The sequence below is a fragment of the Rhodobacter sp. SY28-1 genome, assembly GCF_005222785.1.
Classification (GTDB): domain Bacteria; phylum Pseudomonadota; class Alphaproteobacteria; order Rhodobacterales; family Rhodobacteraceae; genus Tabrizicola.
Genome location: NZ_STGH01000001.1, coordinates 718,173 through 731,382 on the forward strand (window position 1 = coordinate 718,173; position 13,210 = coordinate 731,382).

A 13,210-nucleotide genomic window follows, 5' to 3' on the forward strand; every position below is an offset into this window, starting at 1 on the left:
TCAGCGCACGATCCGGGGGCGGGCGAAGGTCTGTTCCGGCTGGGCAAGGTCGGCGTCCGAGGGGAAGTCGCCCATCAGGACCGGCGCCATGCCCTGATTGCGCAGGTCCTGCAGGAAGCTGCCGAAACCGTTGAGGGGCAGAAGCTGCGGAAGATCGGTGGCGCGATGCGCGGCGCGGGGGTTCAACAGGTCGACCAACTGCTCCAGCGGTTCGGCGGGGTTCTCGATGAAGTCGGTCAGCGACCAGATCCGGGTGCGGGCCTTGGTCTCGGGGCCGTTCAACTGATGCAGGAAATCGGATTCCACCTTTTGCAGGCGGGCGGCTTCGCCCCGGACTTGGGCGGCGGATTGGCCGGAGCGCCAGAGGGGCACTGCAAAGGCGCCGGTGATGGCGAAGATGGTGGCGTTGGGGTCCGAGGCGATGAAGGGGACGATGGCCTGTTCGTCGGCGGGGCCGAACTGGAAGCACTGGGTTTCGCCGCGGGTGGTCCAGATCAGGTTGGTCAGGAAGCTTTTCGGGTTGTAGTCGCGCAAGGTCGGGCTGTCGGAGAGGCCGCCCTTGAACACGCTTTCGCCGTCCGCGAATTCGACCCGGTCGAAGGCGAAGAGATGGCCGTGGACCCGGGCGTCCAGGGCGCGGGCGAGCCAGGGCTGGAAGTCGTGGAAAAGTTCCGCAAAGCCGGAGAAGATGCCGTAGGGGGCGGCGGATTGCGTGCCGCCGCGGGCGCGGGTCGGGAAGCGGCTTTGCATGTAAAGCCCGGGGCGGCCCTTGACGCGGCGTTCGACGGCCTTGGCAAAGAGGCGGTTGATTTTGCCGGGATTGGGTTCGGAGGCGAGCGCGCGGTCGCCGTCGGGGGTCAGGAAGGTGCGGTAGAGGAGGTCTGCCTGCGGCCAGATCTTGCGGGCGATGAAGGCATCGGTCTGGCGCAGAAGGTGCAGGTGATCGTCGTAGAAGGTGTAGGGCCGGCCCTGGTAGTCGAACTTGGACAGGGTGAGGGACCGGCTTTCGATCCGGGTGGAGACCTGGCGGACGAGGCTTTGGAAATAGCTTTCGTCGGGGATCCAGACGCGGCGGAAATAGCGGTCGAGGAGCGGGCGGTCGGGGTGGTGCAGGATCGCTTCCAGCGTGGGGCGGGTCAGGCACCACCATTGGCTGCCGAGGTGGGGGACAAGCCCGGTTGTAAGGCGGCGGCGAAAGCGTAAGATGCGTTGCAGGGTGACGTAGCCGTCGAAAAGCCTCCGCTGGCGTTTCCAGGCGAAGGGGAAGCGCAGGGTGAAGCGTTCCTCGTTCAACCCGCCGACGGTCCAGCCGACATCGGCGGTGGTCACGCTTTCGATGAAGTCGGTGTGCGGGTGCCGGGCCAGGTGGGCCTGGAGCGCGCGGACGGGGCGGATCGGCAGGCAGGAGCCGGAGGCGAGGAGGATGTGGGAGACGGCGGGGAAGTCGGCCAGCATCTGCGTGCTGGCGTCGATCGTCGCCTGGACGATGCCGAAGGTGCCCCATTCGCAGGGGGTGCGGCGGGAAAAGCGGATGTCGGGCAGGTCCTTCAGGGCGGCCTGCAGCGCGTCGAACTGGTCCTGCGACGTGCGGGCGTCGACGTGGATGACGACGGGGCAGCCGTGCGAGGCCCAGTGCCGCGCAAGTTGCGCCGCGCGGTCCAGCGCCGCGTGGCACAACATCACGACGCCAAGGGCCGCGCAGTCCGTCACGCCCAGTTTCCTTTCGACATCAGGCCCAGAACCTCCAGCTGACGCCAGTTGACATATTTCTCGCTCCAATTGCACCAGAGATCGCGTTCGCGGGCGATGCCTTCGCGATAGGCGCGGTATTCGTGGCTTTCGGCATAGTGCTGGCCGCGGGCCAGTTCCTCGGCGGCCTTGGCGGCAAAGGTGTCGAGGAACTTGGCGTGGAGGAGGACTCCGGAGGGACGCTCGCCGCCCTGGTCGTCGTAGGTCAGGTTCAGTGCGCGGGGCAGCATCATGTGGGTCGATGAGACATAGGCGTAGGAGCGGTGCCATTTCACCAAGGGCGTCTTGTTCATCGCCGGGGCGTGTTTCGGGCGATCCGAGAAGAACAGGCGGGCGCGGGGGCCGCCCTGGATCCAGAGGTTGCGATACAGGGGATTGCGGTTGATGACGTAGTTGCCGCTGTCGAAATACTGGGCGATCTCGAACGGGTTCTGACCTTCGCGGTAGGGCTGTTCGTGCATCGCGCCCTTGGGATACATGTCCAGCATCATCGCGGAAAAGCTGGGGGTTTCGGCGCTGTCCAGCCAGTCGGTCAGGGCACGCAGAGGGCGGGTTTCGCAGAACGGGTAGACGAGGAATTCGTCCACGTCGACGGTCAGGCACCAGCGCCCGTGGCCGTGGCGGCGGAGGAGGTGCATCAGCCAGTCCATCCCGAAGCGCGAGCGTTTGTAGCTGTGCTGCGTGGTCCAGACCGAGACGTCGGGCTGTTCGGCGAGGTATTCGCGGGTGCCGTCGTCCGAGCCGTTGTCGACGATCAGGAAGTGGTCGATCCCGAGGCGGCGGTAGTAGGACAGGAAATAGGGCAGACGGATGCGTTCGTTGCGCATCGTGGAGAACAGGAGGATCGGCTGGGCGGCCAGCGTGGCGGTGCGGTCGGCGACCGGGGACAGCTGACGGCGGCGGCGAAACGCGCGGGCCAGAAGATAGCGGCGACGTGTCCGTAGTCGGATCAGCGAGATCAGGCCCATGGTTCACCCAAGGGGCCGGGATGTCGGCCATTTCGTGTCATATCCAGCCGCCCCGCGACATCAGGCCCATGGCCTCCAGCTGTCGCCAGCCGGTGTAGCGAGTTGACCTCGACGTATGCAACACCGGGTCTTGGATCAGCCGGTTGTAATACGCGGTGTACTGCGAACCGTTGCCGAAATGCTCGCCTCTGGCCTTTTCTTCAGACGAGCGGCGGGTGATCTCGGGCAGGAATTTCGTGTGCAGGATGATGCCGGAGGTCAGCTCTCCTCCATCGGTTGAGTAGACCTCATTGAGGTTCGGCGGCAGCAGGGAGTGAGTCGAATTCACATAGACCTGTCGCCAGTGCCAGCGAACCAGCGGGATCTTGTTCAGGGTCGGCGCAAGGCGGGGCTGGTCGGCAAAGAACGCCCGTGCCCGGGCGCCCCCCTGCACCCAGAGGTTCCGCATCCGGGGCTGGACCTGAACCTGGTAGTTCCCCGCGTCGAACCATGAGAGATGGTCCAGCGGATCGTCATCGGGTGCGACCTGACCCTGCGACACCGGGCCTTCGGGATACATGTCCACTGTCAGCGCGCCAAAGGAATGACGGCCCTGGCCTTCCAGCCAGCCGGTCAGGGCAGGCAGGGGGCGGGTCTGCCAGTAGGGGTAGATGAGGAGTTCATCCGCATCCAGTGTCAGGCACCAATGCCCCGACCCGTGCCGCAGCATCAGCCAGGTCAGCCAGTCCATCCCGAAGCGCGAGGCCTTGTAGCTGGCATCGGTCCGCCAGAGCGAGACGTCCGGCTGACTGGCCAGAAGCGCGCCCGATCCGTCGGTGCTGGCATTGTCGACGGCCAGAAAGTGGCGCACACCCAAGGCGCGGTGATGCGCCAGGAAATGCGGCAGGCGCTGGGCCTCGTTGCGCAGGCAGATAAAGCAGAGGATGTCGCCGGGGGCGATCTGGGCCAGGCGGTCCGTCACGGCGGCCAGTTGGCGGCGTTTGCGCCAGGCACGCAGCAACAGCTTTTGGCGGCGGCGGCGGTTCTTCATCGCCAGAAGCACGGCGGTCAGGCCGGTCGGGGGCTGGTCAAGTTCACCTATGGCGCAGGCATGGGGCAGGCCCCGGGGAAAGCTGGTGTTCTCGCCCCGGGTCGCCAAAGCCTATTGCGCAGCCTTTTGCATGGCGGTCAGATCGTTCAGGAAATCCGCAAACTCCTGCCCGAATTCGGGCCGCGACAGGCCGAAGGCGACGGTGGCCTGCAGGAAGCCGATCTTGGACCCGCAGTCATAGCGCTGGCCGCGGAAGCGCAGGCCGAAGACGCCGTCCTTCTTCTTCGTCTCTTGCGCGATGGCGTCGGTCAGCTGAATCTCCCCGCCCGCGCCCTGTTTGATCTTGTTCAGGTTGGTCAACACCTTGGGCGTCAGGATATAGCGTCCGATGACGGCCAGGTTCGACGGTGCGTCGCCTGCTTTCGGCTTTTCCACCATGCCCTTGACCTTGACGATCTGGCCGTTGTCCTCGGCGATGTCGAGGATGCCGTAGCTGGAGGTCTTCTTCGGCGCGACTTCCATCGCGGCAACCATGCAGCCGCCGGTTTCGGCATGGGCCTCGACCATCTGCTGCAGGCAGGGGGTTTCGGCGGCGATCACGTCATCGGGCAAGAGGACGGCAAAGGGTTCGTTCCCGATCAGGCGGCGGGCGCACCAGACCGCGTGGCCCAGACCCATCGGGCGGTTCTGGCGGACATAGGCGATGGCGCCCGAATCCATGTTCGTGTCCTTCAGGATGTCCAGAAGGTCGGTCTTGTTCTTCTTCTTCAGCTCGGATTCCAGTTCCGGGGCGTGGTCGAAGTAGTCCTCCAGCGCGGATTTCCCGCGCGAGGTCACGAAGATGAATTCCTTGATCCCGGCAGCCCGGGCTTCGTCGATGGCATACTGGATCAGCGGCCGGTCGACGAGAGTCATGATCTCTTTCGGGATCGACTTGGTTGCAGGCAGGAATCGGGTGCCGAGGCCCGCCACCGGGAATACTGCCTTGGTGATCTTTCTGGTCTTCATCTGACTCGTCCTAACCCTGTCCGGCCTAAAGCAATCTATCCAACGCAATGCGTTTCGCAGTCGAATCTGACCTTAAACGGGCAGCGCCGCGGCAATATTCGTAAACTGCACCAGTCAGGCCGATTTCGCACCAAAAAACGACAGCCTGACGACAATCCATGCCTGAAGCAGCGCCTTTATGCGGACATCTCGGCCAGCATCGCCTCGATGATCGGCACGTCGGAGGGGTTGTTCAACTCCCAGAACTGGCGGCCGCGAGACTGGACCTCGACACAGAGGACGTTGCGGCCGCTTTCCAGGAAACGAAGCTGCTCCAGCCCTTCCAGGGTTTCCAGCGGGCCGATGGGCCAGGACGGGTAAGCGGCCAGTGCAGCGGGGCGATAGGCGTAGACGCCGACATGGTGGAAGACCGGGGTGGGTTCGTCCCGGGCGTAGTCGCGCCCGAGATAAGGGATGACTTCCTTGGAGAAATAGAGCCCCCGTCCCCCGGCACCGAAGACGGCAGTGGTGCCGCCGACACGACCGGCGCGGCGGTCGGCCAGAAAGCCCGCGACCGCGCGCCCGTCGCAGCGCAGGACCGGGGTGGCGATGTCGGCTTGCGGGTCGCTGGTCAGGCCCTTGACCAGATCCTCGACAAACCAGGCGGGGATCAGGGGGGCGTCGCCCTGCAGGTTCACGATGACATCGAAGCCGGGCAGCTTGGCGGCAACCTCGGCGCAGCGTTCGGTGCCGTTGCGGGCGTCCGACGAGGTCATCACCACTTCGGCCCCGAAGGCGCTGGCGTGATCGGCGATGCGGTCATCATCGGTGGCGACAACGACGCGGTCGATGCCCTGCACGGAGGTCGCGGCCTCCCAGCTGCGGCGGATCAGGGTCTTTTCCCCATCGGGACCGCGCAGGGTGACCAGCGGCTTGCCGGGATAGCGGGTGGAGGCGAAGCGGGCCGGAATGGCGATGAGGGTTTTCATTTGAGCGTAACCCCGGGGGCATAGGCGATGAAGAACGGGTTGTCCCAGCCGGGCTTGCCATAGGCCAGCGGCTGGTGGTCGTCGAACCTTACGACATGGCCGCCCGCACCGCGCAGGACGGCGTCTCCGGCGGCGGTGTCCCATTCCATGGTGCGGCCAAGACGGGGGTAAAGGTCGGCCTCTCCGGTCGCCACAAGGCAGAACTTCAGGCTGGAGCCCGCAGAGGTCATGTCGCGGACGGCATAGCGAGAGATGTAGTCGTCGGTCGCCTGGTCGCGGTGGGACTTCGAGGCGACCACCATCAGGGCGGCGTTGTCGGGGGTCGAGACGTGCAGTTCGTTCAGCAATCCAACATGCTCAACCGAGTGCTTGTCCAGACCTAGATAGGGGATTTCCTCTACGGCTTGGCCGACCGGCAAGTTATAGAACAGGCGCCCCTTGGCGGGGGCGTAGACGATGCCGTGCAGGGGCACGCCGTCCTGCACATAGGCGATGTTGACGGTGAAATCGCCGCGGCGCTGGACGAATTCCTTTGTGCCGTCCAAGGGATCGACGATGAAGAAGGTGCTGGCGGTTTGGGCGTGGCTGGCCGCCTGTTCCTCGGTGATCAAGGTCACATCAGGAAAAGCCGCGCGCAGACCGGCAGAGATCACGGCATCGGCGGCCTCGTCGGCCTCGGTCACCGGCGAGGCGTCACCCTTGGCGCGGACCTCGAAATCGGGGCGGGCGTAGATCTCCATGATCTTGTCGCCCGCCTGCAGCGCCAATTGGCGGAAAAGCGGCATCAGTTCAGCAAAATCCATGTCCGCTCCCGTGGTGATTGAACAACGCGTTGGGCGCCCTTATCCTTCGGCGTCAACGGAACGGCAAGATTTCCTGTTGCAGGATGCCGCACCGGAGGAAAGCAGGCCGCATGTTCCGACACAAGAAGTACGAGCGATCCTGGTTCAGCCTGGGGTTTGAGACCCTGGAGCTGATCTACCATGCCGGCGTGCGGAAGATGCGCAAGACGCATCACAATGCCGTCCTCGGGCTGGTCATGGCGATCGTGCAGGCGCTGCTGATGCTGATGATCATGTATTTCATGATGAGCCTGTTCGGCCTGCGCCGCATCGCGGTGCGCGGCGATTTCATGCTGTATGTGATGTCGGGCGTCTTCATGTTCATGACGCATATCAAGGCGATCGGTGCGGTGGCGCAGGCCGAAGGTCCGACCTCTGCCATGATGATGCATGCGCCGATGAACCCGATCATCTCGATCATGGGGGCGGCGCTGGGGTCGTTGTACCAGCAGACGCTGGCGGCGGGCGTCATCCTGTTCGTCTATCACGCGATGTGGAACCCGATCACCATCGACGAGCCGGTGGGGATGATGGGGATGTACCTTCTGTCCTGGTTCACCGGGGTCGGGATCGGCATGATCTTCCTGTCGGCGATGCCCTGGCAGCCCGAGACGGTGGGCATCCTGAAGACGCTGTATCAGCGGGCGAATGTCATCGCTTCGGGCAAGATGGTGCTGGCGAACAACCTGTCGCCCAGCCGACGCGACTGGTTCGACTGGAACCCGCTGTTCCACACCATCGACCAGGCGCGGGGGTTCATCTTCCTGAACTACACGCCGCGCTACACCAGCTATGACTATGCGATCTACTGTGCGCTGGTCTGCGTGATGATCGGCCTGATGGCGGAATTCTTCACCCGGCAGCATGCCTCGGCCAGCTGGAACAAGCGGAACTGATCGGTCGGGCAGGGACCTGAGCCCCGCGATCACGGGGCCAGAAGCTCGGCCATCCTGGCGGCGGCAAGGTCCTGATCGCCGCGTTCGACAGCGGCAACCAGCGCCTCGTAGAGCGGGGTCTTCTCGGTCCCCAGACCGCCCGGCGGGGCAAGCAGGTCCTGGGTCAACCGGCCTTGCACCGCATGGGCTATGCCGAACTCCAGGAGCGCGGTCGCGGCGCGCAGGAACGGGTTGCCTGACGCCTCGGCGATGACGCGGTGGATCTCGAACTCGGCCAGGGCAAAGGGTTCGGGCTGGTGCGCCATCACGCTGCGCTGGTTCAGCCAGTAGTAGAGGAGCCGGACATGTTCCGCCTCGCGGTGCAGCGCGGCCTGGCGGGCGGCCTGGATTTCCAGGCCTTCGCGCACCAGCCGGAAGGCGTCCAGAAACGCAGGCGAGGGGCCGCTTTCCAGCTTCCAGGTCAGGATCTGCCGGTCGAACAGGTTCCAGCGCGATTGCGGCAACACGCGGGTCCCGACCTTGGCGCGCGCCTCGACCAGACCCTTCGCCTCCAGCGTCTTCAAGGCCTCGCGCAGCACGGTGCGCGATACGCCAAAGCGGTCCATCATCTCGGCATCGCCCGGGAGGCTGGAGCCAACCGGCATGCCGCCCGAGACGATGGCGCGGCCGACCTCGTTGATGACGTAGGAATGGAAGTTCCGCGCCGATTGTCGCCCGGAGAGCGTTCGGATTAGGCTCCCGGGTTCGCTCATGTCACCTGGCCCAAAAGGTTACGTTCGGCGCGGCCCGGCCCGGAAGACCAGCCGTTGCAGCACGATGAACATAAACAAAAGCACACCGACCACAATCTTGGTCCACCAGCTGGACAGCGTTCCATCGAAGACGATGTAGGTTTGCACCAATCCCTGCAGCATGACGCCGATGAAGGTGCCCGCGACAAAGCCGTAGCCGCCGGTCAGAAGCGTGCCGCCGATGACGACAGCGGCGATGGCGTCAAGCTCGACCCCGAGGGCGTTCAGCGAATAGCCAGCCGAGGTATAGAGCGAGAAGACCACCCCGGCGAGACCGGCGAGGAAACCCGACAGCGCGTAGATCGAGATGGTGGTGCGGGCGACAGGGACACCCATCAGGGCAGCCGAGGTCTCGGACCCGCCCAAGGCATAGACGTTGGAGCCAAAGCGGGTGCGGTGGGCCAGGAGGATCGCGACCGCAAAGACGACCAGCATGATGATGCCGACCACTGTCAGGCGGCCTCCGCCGGGCAGGAGGATGTAGCTTTTCTGCACGGCGGTGAAAAACGGGTGCTCGATCCCTATGGAGTCAGGGGAAAGGACCGAAGCACCCCCCCTTGCAAGGAACATGCCCGCAAGGGTGACGATGAAACTTGGGACCCGAAGATAGTGGATCGCGGCCCCCATGATCGCGCCGAAGGCGGTGGCGACGATCAGGGCAATGGCGAAGGCCAGGATCGGGTGCAGGTTCAGCCACATGATCAGGACGGCGACGAGGACAGTGGTGAAACCGATGACGGCCCCCACGGACAGGTCGATCCCGCCCGACAGGATCACGAAGGTCATGCCGACAGCTGCAATGCCAAGGAAGGCATTGTCGGTCAGGAAGTTCCCCAGAACCCGGGTCGACAGCATGTTCGGGTGCTGCAGGACGGCCAGCAAGTAGGCGAACAGGAAGATCAGGGCGGTCGCCAGCAAGGGGCGCAGGCTACGGTTCATTTCGACGCTCCGGGAGGCGTGCGGCGGCGGAAAAGCTGCGCCGACAGGGGCGATTGCATGACAAGGATCACGATGATGACGGCGGATTTGACCACAAGATTGAACTGTGGGCTGAAGCCCGAGATCAGGATGCCGGTGTTCATCGCCTGGATGATCATCGCGCCAAGGACGGCCATCGGGATCGAGAAGCGCCCGCCCATCAGCGAGGTGCCGCCAATGACGACGGCGAGGATGGCGTCGAGTTCCAGCCAGAGGCCCGCGTTGTTGGCGTCGGCGCCCCGGATGTCCCCGGCGACGATCAGGCCCGAGATCGCGGCGCACAGGCCCGCGAAGGTGTAGACGATGAGAAGAAGCGCCCCGGCCGACAGGCCCGCAAAGCGCGCGGCGGACCGGTTGACGCCCACCGCCTCGATCAGAAGGCCAAGGGCGGTGCGGCGGACGATCAGGGTGGCGGCGATCATCATGACGGCGGCGATGACCACTGGCATCGGGAAGCCCAGGAACGACCCGGTGCCGATGAAGATCAGGACGGGGTCGCTGAAGGTGACGATGTAGCCTTCGGTCACCAACTGGGCGAGACCCCGGCCCGCGACCATCAGGACCAGCGTCGCGATGATCGGCTGGATTTCCAGCACGGTGACAAGGATCCCGTTCCACAGCCCGCAGATCAACCCCGTGCCAAGGGCCGCCAGCACGGCTATCCAGGCGGGATAGCCCGACGAGACCATGACGGCGGCAACGGCTCCACTGATCGCCATGACCGCGCCGACCGACAGGTCAACGCCCTTGGTCGCGATCACCATGGTCATGCCGATGGCGAGGATCGCAACGGGCGCGCCACGGTTCAGCACATCGATCAGGCTGCCGAAAAAGCGGCCGTCCTGCCAGGTGATGGTGAAGAAGCCGGGGAACAGGATCCAGTTGACCAGCAGGACGGCGGCCAGCGCGATGACCTGCGGCCGGGTGAAGAAATGGGTCAGGGGCCGCGAGGGCGGCAGGGGCGGCTGGGTGGTCGGTCGGATGTCGACGGTCGGGCGGGTCACGAGCGGGCCTCTTGTGGTGTTCCGGCGATGGCTTGCACGATTGCGTCGGGGGCGATGGCGTCGCCGTCAAGCTCGGCCACCATCTCGCGGTCGCGCATCACGACGACGCGGTTGGAATAGGCGACGACTTCGTCCAGTTCGGACGAGATGACGAAGAGGGCGAGGCCTTCTTCGCGCAGGCGGTTGATGGTGCGGACGATTTCGGCATGGGCGCCCACGTCGATGCCGCGCGTGGGCTCATCGAGGATCAGGAAGGTCGGGTCGATGGCCAGCCAGCGGGCGAGGATGACCTTCTGCTGGTTGCCCCCGGACAGGAGTTTCACCGGCATGTCATGGTTGGCGGCGCGGATGTCCAGGGCCTCGGCATAGCGGCCGGCAAGTTCGACCTGGTCCTCGCGGTTCAGGGCCTTGAACCAGCCCAGCTTGGCCTGCAGCGCGATGATGATGTTTTCGCGCACCGAAAGGTCGCCGAAGATGCCGTCGATCTTGCGGTCCTCGGGGCAGAAGCCGAAGCCCGCGGCCACGGCCTGCGCGGGGTTGCGGATGGTGACGGGCTGGCCGTCGACCAGGATCTGCCCGCCGTCCGAGCCATCGACGCCGAACATCAGCCGCGCGACCTCGGTCCGGCCTGAGCCGAGGAGGCCCGCGACGCCCACGACCTCGCCTTCGTGGACGGTCAGGTCGAAGGGCAACAGGCCCTTGCGGTTTAACCCCTTGAAGGCGACGCGGACCTGGCCGCGGGTCGCCCCGGCCAGTGCGGTCGGGTGGTGTTCGAAGGCCACGTCCTTGCCCAGCATCATGCGGACGACATCAGTGGTGTTCAGCGTGTCCAGCGCCTGCGAGGCGACCTTCCTGCCGTTGCGCAGGATGGTGACGCGGTCGGCAAGGTCGAAGACCTGATCCAGGAAATGGGTGATGAAGATGATCGCGAGGCCGTTGGCCTTCAGCCCGCGCACCACCTCGAACAGGCGCTGCACCTCGTTGCGGTCAAGGCTGGCGGTGGGTTCGTCAAGGACCAGGACCTTGCCCGACAGTTCCACCGCGCGGGCGATGGCGACGATCTGCTGGACGGCAACGGAGTATTCCGAAAGCTCGGCCCGGACGTCGATGTCGAGGCCGTAGCGCGACAGAAGCTCACGCGCCTGTGCGTCGATCTTCTTGCGGTCGACAAGGCCGAAGCGGGTCGGCTGCCGGCCGAGAAAAAGGTTTTCGGCGACTGAGCGGTTGGGCAGGAGGTTCACTTCCTGGTACACGGTGCCGATGCCGTAGCCCTGCCCGTGCAACGGGTCGCGCAGCGAAATGGGCTGGCCGTCGAGAAGCAGTTCGCCGCCGTCTGGCTGGTAGGCCCCGGTCAGGATCTTGATCAGGGTCGACTTGCCCGCACCGTTCTCGCCCAGAAGCGCATGCACTTCGCCGGCGTTGGCGGTGAAATCCACGGTGTCCAATGCGCGGTGCTGGCCGAAGATCTTGACGATCCCCCGCGCCTCCAGCACCGGCCTTGCGGCTGGCTCAGACATTCCCGCCTCCCTCATCTTTCAGGCAACTGTCCGCTTATCCTGCGGATAATGCAATTCCGCCGGGCAAAGCCCCTCAGCTTTGCCCGGCGGCACCTCGGGGAGGAAACCTAGTATCCGAGGCCTTTGCGGCGGTCGTATTCGCCCTGCGGATCGTCAGCCGGGGTGTACAACTTCGATTCCGTGATGATGAACTTCTCGGGCACGGTGCCGTTGTTCAGATAGGCGTCCAGCGCCGCGAAGGCTGGGCCCGCCATGTTCGGCGTCAGTTCGACCGTGGCGTTGGCTTCACCGGCGACCATCGCGGCGAAGATATCGGGGACCGCGTCGATCGAGACGACGAGGATATCCGTGCCCGGCTTCAGGCCTGCGTCCTTGATCGCCTGGATCGCGCCCACGGCCATGTCGTCGTTGTGGGCGTAGACCGCGCAGATGTTCTTGCCGCCGTCTTCGGCCTTGATGAAGCCTTCCATGACTTCCTTGCCCTTGGAACGGGTGAAGTCGCCGGTCTGGCTGCGGGTGATCGTCAGGTTGGCCTTGCCCGCCAGCGCCTCTTCAAAGCCCTGCTTGCGGTTGATCGCGGGCGAGGAGCCCACGGTGCCCTGCAGTTCGACCACGTTGCACTGCTTGTCGCCGACAGCGCCGACCAGCCATTCACCGGCGACGCGGCCTTCCTTGACCTGGTCAGAGGCGACCGAGGTCAGATACAGGTCTTCCGGGCCTTCGATGCCGCGGTCCAGAAGGACGACGGGGATGTTGGCCTCTTTGGCTTCGGTCAGAACCTCTTCCCAGCCGGTGGCCACGACCGGGGCAACCAGGATCGCGTCGACGCCCTGGGCGATGAAGCCGCGGATCGCCTTGATCTGGTTTTCCTGCTTTTGCTGGGCGTCGGCAAACTTGAGGTCGATCCCCAGTTCAGCGGCGACCTGCTTGGTCACCGAGGTCTCGGCGGCACGCCAGCCTGACTCCGACCCGATCTGCGAGAAGCCGATGACCTTGCCCTGCAGGCCTTCGGCGTAGGCGGCCGAAAGCAACAGCCCGCTCAGTCCCGCGCCAAGCGCGAGAGTCTTGAAAACGTTCATGATTTTCCTCCCGATGGAAACTTTGGCCACTCTCCTCAGGGTGGCTGCAAGGACGTTAGCAAAAGTATTACTATATGCAACAGATTTGTTCCGAGGCCCTTTGGCACGGTCCGCGGCCCAAGGGCCTGCGCAACGATGGTGTGTAGTCTGCATGCAAAATCCGTAGCTTGACCGCTGAGTCCGTAGGGTGGTTCCGGCAGACACGACCGACCGGCAATCCGCAGCCCTGCCAGACGGGGGACGCCGCATCTTATGGCGCGGTCCCGAAAAGCCACCCCTGCAGATTTGTGCCACAGTCTCCCGCGATTGCAGAAGATTCGCGACACTGCCCCTGTGGCAAGAGTTGCAGGCCGGAAAGCGCCCTCCTATATACGCCACAC

12 protein-coding genes are annotated in these 13,210 nt (G+C 64.8%); 1 reads left to right on the forward strand and 11 read right to left on the reverse strand.

What is annotated here, in order from left to right:
- From E8M84_RS03600 to cysQ, 6 genes are all read right to left on the reverse strand, one after another.
- Entirely contained in the window at positions 1-1,680 is a 1,680-nt protein-coding gene (locus E8M84_RS03600; RefSeq protein WP_137110819.1) for a beta-1,6-N-acetylglucosaminyltransferase, read from the reverse strand.
- Positions 1,681-1,706: 26 nt separating this feature from the next.
- Positions 1,707-2,717, reverse strand: coding sequence for a glycosyltransferase family 2 protein (locus E8M84_RS03605; protein ID WP_137109796.1), 1,011 nt, complete (start codon positions 2,715-2,717; stop codon positions 1,707-1,709).
- Between the two features lie 37 nt (positions 2,718-2,754).
- Positions 2,755-3,855, reverse strand: a complete 1,101-nt coding sequence (locus tag E8M84_RS03610) for a glycosyltransferase family 2 protein (RefSeq protein WP_346763678.1) — start codon at positions 3,853-3,855, stop codon at positions 2,755-2,757.
- Between the two features lie 3 nt (positions 3,856-3,858).
- Entirely contained in the window at positions 3,859-4,755 is an 897-nt protein-coding gene (galU, locus tag E8M84_RS03615) for a UTP--glucose-1-phosphate uridylyltransferase GalU (RefSeq protein ID WP_137109797.1), read from the reverse strand.
- Between the two features lie 176 nt (positions 4,756-4,931).
- Positions 4,932-5,723 (reverse strand): 3-deoxy-manno-octulosonate cytidylyltransferase, encoded by a 792-nt coding sequence (locus tag E8M84_RS03620; RefSeq protein ID WP_137109798.1) that lies wholly within the window; start codon positions 5,721-5,723, stop codon positions 4,932-4,934.
- On the reverse strand, positions 5,720-6,526 hold the full coding sequence (gene cysQ, locus E8M84_RS03625; protein WP_137109799.1) for a 3'(2'),5'-bisphosphate nucleotidase CysQ: 807 nt from the start codon (positions 6,524-6,526) through the stop codon (positions 5,720-5,722). The genes E8M84_RS03620 and cysQ overlap by 4 nt, the downstream gene beginning before the upstream one ends.
- Before the next feature lie 110 nt (positions 6,527-6,636).
- Between cysQ and E8M84_RS03630 the strand changes: the two genes are divergently transcribed.
- Positions 6,637-7,461: an ABC transporter permease gene (locus tag E8M84_RS03630; protein WP_137109800.1), complete on the forward strand. Its 825-nt coding sequence runs from the start codon at positions 6,637-6,639 to the stop codon at positions 7,459-7,461.
- Between the two features lie 29 nt (positions 7,462-7,490).
- Here the strand turns inward: E8M84_RS03630 and E8M84_RS03635 are convergent, their stop codons facing one another.
- The 5 genes from E8M84_RS03635 to ytfQ all read right to left on the reverse strand — a co-directional run bounded on the left by E8M84_RS03635 (position 7,491) and on the right by ytfQ (position 12,830).
- Positions 7,491-8,213, reverse strand: coding sequence for a FadR/GntR family transcriptional regulator (locus tag E8M84_RS03635; protein ID WP_137109801.1), 723 nt, complete (start codon positions 8,211-8,213; stop codon positions 7,491-7,493).
- Between the two features lie 18 nt (positions 8,214-8,231).
- A complete protein-coding gene (yjfF, locus tag E8M84_RS03640) occupies positions 8,232-9,191 on the reverse strand; it encodes a galactofuranose ABC transporter, permease protein YjfF (protein WP_137109802.1) in 960 nt (319 codons plus the stop codon).
- On the reverse strand, positions 9,188-10,234 hold the full coding sequence (locus tag E8M84_RS03645) for an ABC transporter permease (protein WP_240790275.1): 1,047 nt from the start codon (positions 10,232-10,234) through the stop codon (positions 9,188-9,190). Before E8M84_RS03645 ends, yjfF begins: the two co-directional genes overlap by 4 nt.
- Positions 10,231-11,751, reverse strand: a complete 1,521-nt coding sequence (locus tag E8M84_RS03650) for a sugar ABC transporter ATP-binding protein (protein WP_137109803.1) — start codon at positions 11,749-11,751, stop codon at positions 10,231-10,233. The genes E8M84_RS03645 and E8M84_RS03650 overlap by 4 nt, the downstream gene beginning before the upstream one ends.
- 107 nt (positions 11,752-11,858) lie before the next feature.
- Positions 11,859-12,830 (reverse strand): galactofuranose ABC transporter, galactofuranose-binding protein YtfQ, encoded by a 972-nt coding sequence (gene ytfQ, locus E8M84_RS03655; protein WP_137109804.1) that lies wholly within the window; start codon positions 12,828-12,830, stop codon positions 11,859-11,861.
- Between the last annotated feature and the right edge of the window lie 380 nt (positions 12,831-13,210).

Coding starts and splice junctions, on each gene's coding strand:
- E8M84_RS03600 (WP_137110819.1), bottom strand. CDS start 1,680: ATGTTGTGCCACGCGGCGCTGGACCGCGCGGCGCAACTTGCGCGGCAC.
- E8M84_RS03605 (WP_137109796.1), bottom strand. CDS start 2,717: ATGGGCCTGATCTCGCTGATCCGACTACGGACACGTCGCCGCTATCTT.
- galU (WP_137109797.1), bottom strand. CDS start 4,755: ATGAAGACCAGAAAGATCACCAAGGCAGTATTCCCGGTGGCGGGCCTC.
- E8M84_RS03620 (WP_137109798.1), bottom strand. CDS start 5,723: ATGAAAACCCTCATCGCCATTCCGGCCCGCTTCGCCTCCACCCGCTAT.
- cysQ (WP_137109799.1), bottom strand. CDS start 6,526: ATGGATTTTGCTGAACTGATGCCGCTTTTCCGCCAATTGGCGCTGCAG.
- E8M84_RS03630 (WP_137109800.1), top strand. CDS start 6,637: ATGTTCCGACACAAGAAGTACGAGCGATCCTGGTTCAGCCTGGGGTTT.
- E8M84_RS03635 (WP_137109801.1), bottom strand. CDS start 8,213: ATGAGCGAACCCGGGAGCCTAATCCGAACGCTCTCCGGGCGACAATCG.
- yjfF (WP_137109802.1), bottom strand. CDS start 9,191: ATGAACCGTAGCCTGCGCCCCTTGCTGGCGACCGCCCTGATCTTCCTG.
- E8M84_RS03650 (WP_137109803.1), bottom strand. CDS start 11,751: ATGTCTGAGCCAGCCGCAAGGCCGGTGCTGGAGGCGCGGGGGATCGTC.
- ytfQ (WP_137109804.1), bottom strand. CDS start 12,830: ATGAACGTTTTCAAGACTCTCGCGCTTGGCGCGGGACTGAGCGGGCTG.